Source organism: Serratia sp. CY32780 (assembly GCF_052169135.1).
GTDB lineage: Bacteria > Pseudomonadota > Gammaproteobacteria > Enterobacterales > Enterobacteriaceae > Serratia > Serratia sarumanii.
In genome coordinates, this window is the sequence record NZ_JBJNLI010000001.1 from 836,530 (window position 1) to 848,574 (window position 12,045).

The 12,045-nt window shown below is 63.9% G+C and carries 9 protein-coding genes; 3 read left to right on the forward strand and 6 right to left on the reverse strand.

The genetic code is table 11. The features are described 5' to 3' along the window. Window positions 1-87: 87 nt before the first annotated feature. Window positions 88-1,644, forward strand: coding sequence for a PTS transporter subunit EIIC (locus ACJ8HH_RS04145; RefSeq protein ID WP_060387532.1), 1,557 nt, complete (start codon window positions 88-90; stop codon window positions 1,642-1,644). Further along, window positions 1,641-2,336 (forward strand): N-acetylmannosamine-6-phosphate 2-epimerase, encoded by a 696-nt coding sequence (locus ACJ8HH_RS04150; RefSeq protein WP_060451441.1) that lies wholly within the window; start codon window positions 1,641-1,643, stop codon window positions 2,334-2,336. Before ACJ8HH_RS04145 ends, ACJ8HH_RS04150 begins: the two co-directional genes overlap by 4 nt. A gap of 30 nt (window positions 2,337-2,366) precedes the next feature. Here ACJ8HH_RS04150 and ltaE read toward each other — a convergent pair whose 3' ends face one another. The 5 genes from ltaE to ACJ8HH_RS04175 form a co-directional block, all read right to left on the reverse strand. Continuing rightward, window positions 2,367-3,383 carry a low-specificity L-threonine aldolase gene (gene ltaE, locus ACJ8HH_RS04155; RefSeq protein WP_043147112.1) on the reverse strand — a complete coding sequence of 339 codons (1,017 nt, stop codon included), beginning with the start codon at window positions 3,381-3,383 and terminating at the stop codon, window positions 2,367-2,369. 75 nt (window positions 3,384-3,458) lie between these two features. After that, complete coding sequence (gene poxB, locus ACJ8HH_RS04160) at window positions 3,459-5,180, reverse strand: ubiquinone-dependent pyruvate dehydrogenase (protein WP_033646648.1); 1,722 nt, start codon at window positions 5,178-5,180, stop codon at window positions 3,459-3,461. Window positions 5,181-5,379: 199 nt separating this feature from the next. After that, window positions 5,380-6,381 carry an NADH oxidoreductase gene (hcr, locus tag ACJ8HH_RS04165; RefSeq protein WP_043147126.1) on the reverse strand — a complete coding sequence of 334 codons (1,002 nt, stop codon included), beginning with the start codon at window positions 6,379-6,381 and terminating at the stop codon, window positions 5,380-5,382. Window positions 6,382-6,437: 56 nt separating this feature from the next. Then, complete coding sequence (hcp, locus tag ACJ8HH_RS04170; RefSeq protein WP_043147128.1) at window positions 6,438-8,087, reverse strand: hydroxylamine reductase; 1,650 nt, start codon at window positions 8,085-8,087, stop codon at window positions 6,438-6,440. A gap of 180 nt (window positions 8,088-8,267) precedes the next feature. Continuing rightward, complete coding sequence (locus ACJ8HH_RS04175; RefSeq protein WP_004928363.1) at window positions 8,268-9,164, reverse strand: lysine exporter LysO family protein; 897 nt, start codon at window positions 9,162-9,164, stop codon at window positions 8,268-8,270. Window positions 9,165-9,351: 187 nt separating this feature from the next. On the opposite strand from ACJ8HH_RS04175, the gene ACJ8HH_RS04180 reads away from it, so the two are divergent. Continuing rightward, window positions 9,352-11,010, forward strand: coding sequence for an ATP-dependent endonuclease (locus tag ACJ8HH_RS04180; RefSeq protein ID WP_033637834.1), 1,659 nt, complete (start codon window positions 9,352-9,354; stop codon window positions 11,008-11,010). Between the two features lie 17 nt (window positions 11,011-11,027). Here ACJ8HH_RS04180 and ACJ8HH_RS04185 read toward each other — a convergent pair whose 3' ends face one another. Further along, window positions 11,028-11,981: a VirK/YbjX family protein gene (locus ACJ8HH_RS04185; protein ID WP_060429823.1), complete on the reverse strand. Its 954-nt coding sequence runs from the start codon at window positions 11,979-11,981 to the stop codon at window positions 11,028-11,030. Between the last annotated feature and the right edge of the window lie 64 nt (window positions 11,982-12,045).

Below are 12,045 nucleotides of genomic sequence, written 5' to 3' on the forward strand. Positions count from 1 at the left end.
CGATCATCGTTATGAATAAAATTTTCATTAAATTAATTTTAATGTGGTAAAAATTTTCATCATAAAAATGATAGCGGGGAAAAATTTATGTCAACACCAGAATTGTCGCGCTCCGGCGGCTGGTTCGAAAAAGCCCAGCTGTTCGGCAAATCGTTCATGCTGCCGATCGCCGTGCTGCCGGCGGCCGGCCTGCTGTTGGGGATCGGCGGTGCGCTGTCCAATCCCAATACCGTCGAGGCTTATCCCTTCCTCGACGTTGGCTGGCTGCAAAGCGTATTTACGGTGATGGCCAGCGCCGGCGCCATCGTGTTCGCCAACCTGGCGGTCCTGTTCGCGGTCGGCGTGGCGGTGGGGTTGGCCAAAAGCGACAAGGGCACGGCGGGGCTGGCCTCGCTGATCGCCTACCTGGTGATGAACGCCACCATCAATGCGCTGTTGAAAATCAACGGCACGCTGGCCGAGCAGAACGCCGGCGCGGTGGGGCAGGGAACGATTCTCGGGATCCAGACGCTGGAGACCGGGGTGTTCGGCGGGGTGGTCATCGGTCTGGTGACCTGGTATCTGCACGGCCGCTACAACAAGATAGCGCTGCCGCCGTTCCTGGGCTTTTTCGGCGGCTCGCGCTTTGTGCCGATCGTCAGCTCGCTGGCGGCGATGGCGGTTGGCGCCCTGATGACCGTGGTGTGGCCGCCTTTCCAACGGCTGATCTTCGGCATGGGCGGGCTGGTGGACGCCAGCGGCTATCTCGGCACCTTTATCTACGGCTTCGTATTGCGCATGCTCGGGCCGTTCGGCCTGCATCACATCTTCTACCTGCCGTTTTGGACCACCGCGCTCGGCGGCAGCGAAGTGATCAACGGACAGCTGGTGGAAGGCACGCAGCGCATTTTCTTCGCCCAGTTGGCCGACCCGAATACGCAGCAGTTCTACATCGGCACGGCGCGCTTCATGTCCGGCCGCTTTATCACCATGATGTTCGGCCTGGTCGGCGCCTGCCTGGCGATGTACCAAAGCGCGCGCCCGGAGAACCGCAAACGCGTCGGCGGGCTGCTGCTGTCGGCGGCGCTGACCTCTTTCCTGACCGGCATCACCGAACCTATCGAATTCTCGTTCCTGTTCATCGCGCCGGCGCTGTACGTGGTGCACGCGCTGTTCGACGGCCTGGCGTTCGCGATCGCGCACATTCTGCATATCACCATCGGCCAGACGTTCTCCGGCGGTTTTATCGATTTCATGCTGTTCGGCGTGCTGCAGGGCGAAGCGAAAACCCACTGGATGTATGTGCCGCTGGTCGGGGTGCCCTGGTTCTTCCTGTACTACTTCACGTTCCGTTTCCTGATCCTGCGCTTCAATTTCAAAACGCCGGGGCGCGAGGTGGAAACCGCGCCGGAAGCGGTGACGACCGGCACCGAACGCTCGCAGCAGGTGCTGGCGGCGCTGGGCGGCAAAGAGAATATCGTCGAACTGGATTGTTGCGCCACGCGGCTGCGCGTGACGGTAAAACAGAGCCGGTTGCTGGACGAAAGCGGGCTGAAGGCCAGCGGTGCGCGGGCGGTGATCGTTCGCGGCAACGGCGTTCAGGTGATCTATGGCCCGCACGTGACCATTATTAAAAACGAAGTCGAGGAGTTGTTGGATTTATGACGCTTTCTATTTTGCAGCAGATTAAGGGCCGGCTGGTGGTGTCTTGCCAGGCGCTGGACGACGAGCCGCTGCACAGCGATTTTATCATGGCGCGCATGGCGCTGGCGGCCGAGCAAGGCGGTGCGGCGGCGATCCGCGCCAACGGCGTCGAAGACGTTAAAGCCATCCTGCGCACGGTGGCGCTGCCGGTGATCGGCATTATCAAGCGCGATTATGCCGGTAGCGATGTCTATATCACGCCGACCCTGCGTGAAATCGATGAGCTGATGACTGCGGCGCCGCAGATGATTGCATTGGACGCTACCGGCCACCGGCGGCCAGGGGAGCTGCAGCTGGCGGCGCTGGTTGCCGCGATCCGCGCCAGGTATCCCCGGCTGCTGCTGATGGCGGACATCGCCACCGTGGAAGAAGCGCAAGAGGCTGCCAGGTTGGGGTTCGACTGCGTGGGCACCACGCTGCACGGCTATACCGCCGAAAGCCGGGGCGCCCGACTGGCGGAGGACGATTTCGGCTTTCTGCGTGCGGTGCTGGCGGCGGTGCCGGTGCCGGTCATCACCGAGGGCAATGTCGAAACGCCGGCGATGGCCGCGCGCTGCCTGGCGCTGGGGGCGCATGCGGTGGTGGTGGGCGGCGCCATTACGCGCCCGCAGCAGATCACCCGCCGCTTTGTCGAGGCCATCGGCGGGCGGTGAAGGGCTCCCCGGCGCGCCGGGGAGGGGAAATCAGGCGTGCTGCTGGAGGAACTCCCGCCACAGCTCGACTACCCGCTGCAGATCCTGACGGCTGACGTCGAGGTGGGTCAGAATGCGCGTCAGCGGGCCGCTGCTGATCAGCACGTCGCGTTCGTGCATCCACGGGCCGAATTTGGCCGCCAGCGCCGGCGGTTGGCGCAGGTACAGCACGTTGGTCTGTGCGCCGGGTTCGACGACCTCCACGCCGATCTGCCGCAGCTGTTGCTCCAGCCAGACCGCGTTGTCATGGTCTTCGCGCAGCCGCGCGACGTTATGCTCCAGCGCGTAGAGGCCGGCCGCCGCCAGGATGCCGGCCTGACGCAGCCCGCCGCCGGTCATCTTGCGCCAGCGCAGCGCGCGCTGAATGAAGGCCTCGCTGCCGCACAGCAGCGATCCGACCGGCGCGCCCAGCCCTTTCGACAGGCAAATGGTGAAGGTGTCGCAGTATTGCACGATCTCTTTCAGCGGTAGGTTCAGCGCCACGGCGGCGTTGAAGATGCGCGCGCCGTCGATATGCAGCGCCAGCTGCCGCTCGCGGGTAAACTGCCACGCCTGCTGCAGGTAGGCCTGCGGCAGGACTCGGCCGCCGATGGTGTTTTCCAGGCTCAGCAGCCGGGTGCGGGCGAAGTGGATATCGTCGGGTTTGATGGCGGCGGCGAGCTTGTCCAGCGGCAGCGTGCCGTCCGCGTCGGCCTCGATCGGCTGCGGCTGGATGCTGCCCAGCACCGCCGCGCCGCCGGCCTCGTATTTATAGTTGTGCGCCTGTTGGCCGACCAGATACTCGTCGCCGCGCTGGCAGTGGCTCAGCAGCGCCACCAGGTTGGCCTGGGTGCCGCTGGGCAAAAACAGCGCCGCTTCTTTGCCTGACAGGCGTACCGCCTCGGCCTCCAGCGCGTTGACCGTCGGGTCATCGCCGTAGACGTCATCGCCGACCTCTGCCTGAGCCATCGCCTGGCGCATGGCGGCGCTGGGGCGGGTGACGGTGTCGCTGCGTAGATCGATAAGCATAGGGTTCCTGGAATGTAAGGGAGAGGAAAAGGGTACATGGCATCATATACCCTTATTTTACCGGGGGCAGCTTGCTTAGCGCAGCCAGTTGGTCTTCGCCAGCTCGACCACTTCGTCGCCGCGGCCGTTGATGATGGCGCGCAGCATGTACAGGCTGAAGCCTTTCGCCTGTTCGAACTTGATCTGCGGCGGCATCGCCAGCTCTTGCTTGGCGGTGACCACGTCCAGCAACGCCGGGCCGGGGTGCGCCAACATCTCCTGCAGCGCGCCGTCCAGATCCGAGGCTTTTTCCACGCGGATGCCCTTGATGCCGGCGGCGTTGGCGATCGCCGCGAAGTCCGGGTTATGCAGATCGGTGCCGTCGGTCAGATAGCCGCCGGCCTTCATCTCCATCGCCACGAACCCCAACACGCTGTTGTTGAACACCACGATTTTCACCGGCAGCTTGAGCTGCGCCAGCGACAGGAAATCCCCCATCAGCATGGTGAAGCCGCCGTCGCCGCACATGGCGATCACCTGTTTATCCGGCGCGGTGGCCTGGGCGCCGATCGCCTGCGGCATGGCGTTGGCCATCGAACCGTGGTTGAACGAACCGAGCAGGCGGCGCTTGCCGTTCATTTTCACGTAGCGGGCGGCCCACACCGTCGGCGTGCCGACGTCGCAGGTGAAGATGGCGTCGTCGCTGGCGTACCGGCTGAGCTGCTGCGCCAGATACTGCGGGTGGATCGGCTGGTCGTCGTTGGCGGTCGCCAGCCCGTCGAGATCCTTGCGCGCGTTGCGGTAATGCTCCAGCGCCTTGTCGAGGAACGCCCGGTCGCGCTTGGGCTCCAGCTGCGGCAGCAGGGCGGTGAGGGTGGTGTGGATATCGCCCACCAGCGCCATATTGACCGGGCAGTGCGCGCCGATGCTGCCGGGGTTGATGTCGATCTGAATGATGTTGGCGTTGGTGGGGTAGAACGCGCGGTAGGGGAACTGGGTGCCGAGCAGCACCAGCGTGTCGGCATTCATCATCGCGTGGTAGCCGGAGGAGAAGCCGATCAGCCCGGTCATGCCGACGCTGTAGGGGTTATCCCATTCGATATGCTCCTTGCCGCGCAGCGCGTGTACCACCGGCGCCTGCAGCAGCTCGGCCAGCTTGACCACCTCATCGTGCGCGCCGGCGCAGCCGCTGCCGCACATCAGGGTGATGTTCTTCGCCTTGTTCAGCGTCTCCGCCAGCTTGTTCAGCTCGCTCATCGGCGGCTGCACCAGCGGCAGCGCCGGGGTATGCCAGGTCAGGGTCGCGTCTTCCGGTGCCATGCGCAGCGCCACATCGCCCGGCAAGACCACCACCGAGACGCCGCGGTTGAGGATCGCCTTGCGCATGGCGATCTCCAGCACGCGCGGGAGCTGTTCCGGATTGGAAACCAGCTCGCAATAGTGGCTGCATTCGCGGAACAGCTCCTGCGGATGCGTTTCCTGGAAGTAGCCGCTGCCGATTTCGCTGGAAGGAATGTGCGCGGCGATCGCCAGCACCGGCACATGGTTGCGGTGGCAGTCGAACAGGCCGTTGATCAGGTGCAGGTTGCCGGGGCCGCAGGAACCGGCGCACACCGCCAGCTGGCCGGTGAGCTGGGCTTCGGCGCCGGCGGCGAAGGCGGCCACCTCTTCATGGCGGGTGCCCAGCCATTCGATGGTGCCCATGCGGTGCAGGCTGTCGCTAAGGCCGTTGAGCGAATCGCCGGTCACGCCCCAAATGCGTTTTACGCCGGCTTGATCCAGCGTTTTGGCGATCAGTGTGGCTACGGTTTGCTTCATGGTTCCCCCAAACATGGTTTAAAAAACGATGTGAACTCGATCCGGTGAGCGGCAGCAGAACAACTGCAAGCATAGCTTACCGGCGGTGGACGAGATGCGGTCAGGAAGGGTAAAGAGCGTAGGACGGGGGAAAGTGTAACCGGGCGGGGAGGGGGGAACTTGCCGATAAATGCCCCATCGCAGAGATGGGGCCAAGGGGTCACGCCAGCGTGACGTCGCCCCGCAGCTGGCAACTGCAGGCCAGCACGTAGCCTTGCGCTATTTCTTCCGCGCTCAGCGTCATGGTGCTGGTGGTGATGTAGTCGCCCTCGAGGATGCGGGTTTTGCACGAGCCGCACACCCCGGCACGGCAGGCGGCGTTGACCGGCAGGGCATTGGTCTCCATCGCCGCCAGCAGCGTGCTGCCGACCGGCACGCGGAATTCGCGCAGCGGGCGGGCGGCGCGTAGCGTCAGCCCTTCAGTGGCATCGGCCTGCGTTGTCGGCGTGTGGAACTGCTCTTTATGGAAACGCTCGGCCGGCACGCCGAGCCGGCGGCACAGCTGCTCCACCTGTTCCATATAGGGCGCAGGGCCGCAGGTCATCACCGTGCGTTCGGCGATATCCGGCGCCGCCTGCCGCAGCGTCTGCTCATCGATGCGGCCGCTGAGGTAGCCGGGTTGCAGATCCCGCTCGGCCATCAGCGTCAGGCGCAGCTGCGGATGGGCGGCGCACAGCGCACGCCACTGATCGGCGAAAATCGTGTCGGCGGGGGTGCGCACGTTAAAGATCACGGCGATATCGCAGGCCGGACGGTTGGCGGTCAGCCAGCGGCACATCGAGACGATCGGCGTCACGCCGCAGCCGGCGGCCAGCATCAGATAACGATCGGCCGGGTGGCGCTCGCAGCTGAACTCGCCCTGCGCGTCGGACAGCCACAGCGTGTTGCCGGGCTTGACCTCTTGCGTCAGCCAGCGCGATCCGATGCCGTCCGGCAGGCAGCGCACGCTGATGCTGAGAAAGCGGCTCTGGCCGGGCGAGGAGGAGAGCGTATAGGCGCGCAGCGTCTCCTCGCTGTTGCGGATGCTGACCAGCGCAAACTGGCCCGCCTGATAAGGGTAGAAAACGTCGCAGATCAGGTTCAGCGTCCAGACGTCGGCGGTTTCGCGCTGGATGGAATGTACCTGCATGCGGTTCGGGCAAAGCGGAGTGGGTTGAGTCATCGGGGCACCTCAAAAAGCAAAGGGGCCGGCGCAGGCGGCCCCATAACGTAATGGCATCAGGCGAGCAGCGCGTTGATATCCTGCTCGACGGTGGTGATCGGACGCAGGCCGAATTTCTCGTTGAGGATCGCCATCAGGTTGTCGGTCAGGAAGCCCGGCGCGGTCGGGCCGGTGACGATGTTTTTCACCCCCAGCGACAACAGCGTCAGCAGAATGACGATCGCCTTCTGTTCAAACCACGACAGCACCAGGCTGAGCGGCAGTTCGTTGACGCTGCAGCCGAGCGTTTCCGCTAGCTTGACCGCCAGCATAATGGCGGAATAGGCGTCGTTGCACTGGCCGACGTCCAGCAGGCGCGGCAGCCCTTCCAGGGTGCCGAAGTCCAGCTTGTTGAAACGGTACTTGCCGCAGGCCAGCGTCATGATCAGGCAGTCTTGCGGCACGCTGCGGGCGAAGTCGGTGAAGTAGCTGCGCTCGTCGCGGCTGCCGTCGCAGCCGCCGACCAGGAAGACGTGGCGCAGTTTTTTCTGCGACACCAGATCGATCACCGTGTCGGCGGCGTTCAGCAGCGTCTGGCGGCCGAAGCCGACGGTGATCAGGTGCTCGATCTCGGTGTAAGGGAAGCCGTTCATGCCCTGCGCCTGGCGGATCACGGCGCCGAAGTCGTCGCCCTCCAGATGGTTGACGCCCGGCCAGCCGACGATGCTGCGGGTCCAGATGCGATCGCCGTAGTTGCCGACGTTCGGATCGATGATGCAGTTGGAGGTCATCACGATCGGGCCGGGGAATTTGGCGAACTCCGTCTGCTGGTTCTGCCAGCCGCTGCCGTAGTTGCCCACCAGATGCTTGAATTTTTTCAGTTCCGGATAGCCGTGCGCCGGCAGCATTTCACCGTGAGTGTAGACGTTGACGTTTTGCCCTTCGGTTTGTTCGAGCAGCATGCGCAGATCTTTCAGATCGTGGCCGGAGATCAGAATGGCTTTCCCGGCCACCGGGCGCACGTTGACCGCGCTGGGCTGTGGATCGCCGTAGGCCTGGGTTTCGCCGCGATCGAGGATCGCCATCACGTTGAAGTTCATCTTGCCGATGCCCATGGCGTTGTTCAGCAGGGTGTCGACGTCGCGCGGTCGGGTGCCGAGCCAGGCCATAAAGGCGTGGTAGTCGGCATAGAGCTGCTCGTCGAACTGGCCGAGCACGTGCGCGTGTTCCATATAGGCCGCGGCGCCTTTCAGGCCGTACAGGCACAGCATGCGCAAACCGTGGACGTCGTCGCCGACCTCGGCCTTGTCGCCGTTGAGGGCAAACTGCGCCGCCTGTTGCAGCAGCGCAGGCATATCGTCACCGGCCAGCTGCAGCGCCGCCATCGGGTGATCGACGCGCACGCCGGCATCCAGCAGCCGGCAACGGGCAGCCAGCGAATCGCGCAGCAGCAGGGTTTCGCGCGCGTAGCCGATGATGCGCTGGGAGTCGAAGTTGACGTTGGTCAGGGTGGAGAAGAAGGCGCGCGGGGCGAAGCTGTCGATCTCGTGATCGACGATGCCCAGCGAACGCGCCTGCAGCGCCCAGGCGGAGAGGCCCTGCAGCGCCGCCACCAGCAGATCCTGCAGATCGGAGGTTTCCGCCGTCTTGCCGCACATGCCCTGAGCATACGCGCAGCCGTTGCCTGCCGGGGTACGGATGGTTTGTTCACATTGCACACAGAACATAGTCGCTTCCTTTTATTTTTAAAGTTGCATTTTTAATGCTTGTTTAAAAGCATAGATCGGCGATCGGGGTTGCAAAAGGCTTTTGTGCGACTACTGCGGGCAAGTTTGATTTAGCGCAATTTTGCCGTGCGGATGGGAATTATTACGCTTTGGGGGCCGGGCGGCCCCCAGGGGAGAGGATCAGGAGAACAGGGCGATCAGCACCGGCGCCAGCAGGCTCAGCAGGAAGCCGTGCACGATGGCGGGGGGCACCATGTCCAGCCCGCCGCTGCGCTGCAGCACCGGCAGGGTGAAGTCCATCGAGGTGGCGCCGCACAGGCCGAGGGCGGTGGAGCGGCTGCGGCGCACCAGCGTCGGGATCAGCATGATTGCCACCAGCTCGCGCGCCAGATCGTTGAAGAACGCGGCGCTGCCCATCACCGGGCCGTAGGCGTCGGTGATCAGAATGCCCGACAGCGAATACCAGCCGAAGCCGGAGGCCATCGCCAGCCCGGCCTTGACCGGCAGCCCCAGCAGCTGCGCCGCCAGCGCGCCGCCGGCCAGCGACGCGACGGTCACCACCAACGCCACCAGCGTGCCGCGGCGGTTGAGCACGATCTGGCGCAGCGTCATGCCGCTGTTGCGCAGCTGAATGCCGACCAACAGCAGCAGGAAGATCAGCGCATATTCGCTGCCTTTATGGGCGAACTGCAGCCATTGCCACTGCGTCAGGCCGAGCAGGAAGCCGCCGAGCACCACGCCGCACAGCTTGAGCGACTCCAGCGCCATGTGCACGCGCGAAGGCAGCTTTTCCTGTTTATGGCTGCTGCGCCACGGCATGCGCCGCTCCAGCAGCGCCAGCAACAGCAGATTGGCGCAGAGAATGCAGAAGAAGAACACCGCGCTGTATTGGAAGATCAGCACCAGGTTGCTGCTGAGATCTTCCATGAACGCCAGGCTGATACCCATGAAAAACAGGATCACGTACACCATCCAGCTCAGCAGCCGGTTGATCAGCACCAGCAGCGGGCGATGGCGTAAGGGAATGAGGTAACCGACAATCAGCGGTAACAGAATAATCAACAGTCCTGAGTACATGGTGCAGCTTGTGTCCTTGAGTTTTGGCGCGCGCCGAACGGCGTCGAGGAGCACACGCTAACCAAAAGCCCGGCCGGAGTAAAGCGGCAGATTTGACGTTGGCCGCTTGACCTGCAAGGGGTTTTTTGACCATGCTCTGTGAAGGTTGCCTCATTGACGAGGCGACGGCGCGCACGGGAGGCGGCGGATGTTCTTGGAGCGTATCGAAATTGTAGGTTTTCGCGGCATTAACCGGCTGTCCCTGATGCTGGACGACAACACGCTGTTGCTCGGCGAAAACGCCTGGGGTAAATCCAGCCTGCTGGATGCGCTGACGCTGCTGCTGGCGCCGGAGCAGAAGCTGTATCGGTTTGAGGCGCACGACTTCCATTTCCCGCCCGGAGAAGAGGCGGCCAAAGAGCGCCACCTGCAGGTGGTGTTCACCTTCTGCGAAAAAGACATCGGCCATGCGCACCTGCCGCGCTATCGCCACCTGACGCCGCTGTGGGTCAAGGGCGAAGATGGTCTGAGCCGCATTCATTACCGCTGCGAAGGCGAGCTGGCCGACGACGGCACGGTGTGCACCTGGCGCGGTTTTCTCGACGCCGACGGCAACGCCTTTCAACTGCACCATATCGAACAGCTGGCCCACGCCATCATCCGCATTCATCCGGTATTGCGCCTGCGCGACGCGCGCTTTATCCGTCGCCTGCGCCCCAGCAGCCTCGGCGATGAACGCAAACCCGATACCCAGGCGCTGGCGCAGCAGTTGGATCAGCTGACGCGCGAGCTGGTGCGCAATCCGCAGAAGCTGACCAACGGCGAACTGCGTCAGGGGCTGGCGGCCATGCAGCAACTGCTGGAGCACTACTTCGCCGAGCAAAGTTCGCAGGTGACGCGGCCGCGCCGCCGCGGCGGCGAACCGGAGCAGGATGCCTGGCGTGCGCTGGACGGCATCAACCGCATGGTGGCCGAGCCGAACAGCCGCAGCATGCGCCTGATCCTGCTGGGGATGTTTTCCACCCTGCTGCAGGCCAAGGGCGACGTTAAGCTGGATGCGCATGCACGGCCGCTGCTGCTGGTGGAAGACCCGGAAACTCGCCTGCACCCGATTATGCTGTCGGTGGCCTGGGGGCTGCTCAATCAGCTGCCGCTGCAGCGCATCACCACCACCAACTCCAGCGAACTGGTGTCGCTGGTGCCGGTGGAGCACGTCTGCCGGCTGGTGCGCGAGTCGGGGCGGGTCGCGACCTACCGTCTCGGGCCGCGCGGGCTGAGCGCCGAAGACGGGCGGCGCATCGCGTTTCACATCCGTTTTAACCGGCCGTCGTCGCTGTTCGCCCGCTGCTGGCTGCTGGTGGAAGGCGAGACCGAAGTGTGGCTGCTGAACGAGCTGGCGCGCCAGTGCGGCTACCATTTCGAGGCGGAAGGGGTGCGGGTCATCGAGTTCGCCCAGTGCGGCCTGAAGCCGCTGCTGCGCTTCGCCCGCCGCATGGGCATCGAGTGGCATGCGCTGGTGGACGGCGACGAGGCGGGCAAAAAGTACGCCAATACCGTGCGCAGCCTGCTGGACAATCATGAAGACAACGAACGCGATCGGCTGACCGCGCTGCCGGCGCCGGACATGGAACACTTCATGTTCCGCGAAGGGTTCGGCCCGGTCTATCACCGGATGGCGTCGGTGCCGATCAACGCGCAAATGCCGGTGCGCAAGGTGATCCTAAAAGCGGTCCACCACTCGTCGAAGCCGGATCTGGCGATCGAGGTCGCGATGCAGGCCGGCGAATGGGGCACGGACTCGGTGCCGCCGCTGCTGAAGAAAATGTTCTCACGGGTGATCTGGCTGGCGCGCGGCCGGGCGGACTGACGACGGCCCACCGGGCGTTATCGGGCGCAGAAATGCGCCGCCAATCCCTGTTCCAGCTCGTCCAGCAGCTGATAGCGGCGGCGATACTCGGCGCGCTTCTTGCTGGCAACCTCTTCGAGAGGTTTGCGGGCGATGCGCGCGGGCAGCAGGAAATAGCCGCTGTCGAGCGGTTTGGCGCCCATCGACAGCCAGAACTGATCGTAATCGGCGTGCAGTTGATCCTTCTTCTTACTCTGGTAACGCCAGTTTTGATAGATATGGGTGGCGTTGCCGACCGCCACGATCTGGCGGATGCCGAGGTGCCGCGCCAGCGTGCAGATGCCTTCCAGCACCAGCCGTTTGGGGAACAGGCCGTGGCACTCTTTGGTGGTGTGCTGGATCTCGGCGTGCGGCACCTCATGGTTTGCGCCCTGCAGGCCGCCGATGAACAGCGTCGGCTGCTGCTGATAATGCATCAGCGCAAAGGTGATCTCCGCCAGCATCACGCCGTTGGCGTTGCGCAGCAGCAGCGTGGCTTCCCCTTCCTTATTCAGCTTGTCGATCGCCGCCAGTTCCAGCGCGATCGGCGCTCCGTTTTTGCCCATCGCGCGGGCCAGCACGAAAGGCTGCGGGCCGAGGTGGCCGAGGCGCATCTTCAGCGGCATGCGCTGTGCGATAAGATCGTAATGATCGCGCAGGGCGAACAGGCATTCGATCTTGCTCATGTTGGCCGCCAGGTAGGGGCGATGCAGTTTGCACGGCAGGTTCGGCTGCGCGCTCAGGATCTCCTCCAGCAGCGGGTTGCTGGCCAGGGTGCTGAGCAGGCCGCTGGTGGTGCGCCAGTTGAGCAGCGAACGGCCGAGAAACTTCAGGCGAAACGCGGGCTTTTTCCAGGCGTTGCTTGGCGCCTTGTCGCCATTGATCAGCGCCGTCATCAGTTGCCAGCCGTTAAGCGGCCGGGCGGAGGCGAGTGGGTAGCTGAGCTGTGACATGATGAAATCCTTGGCTGTATTGAATGGCGCTATTTCATCAAGGCTTCACTAAACGGGAGTTCAA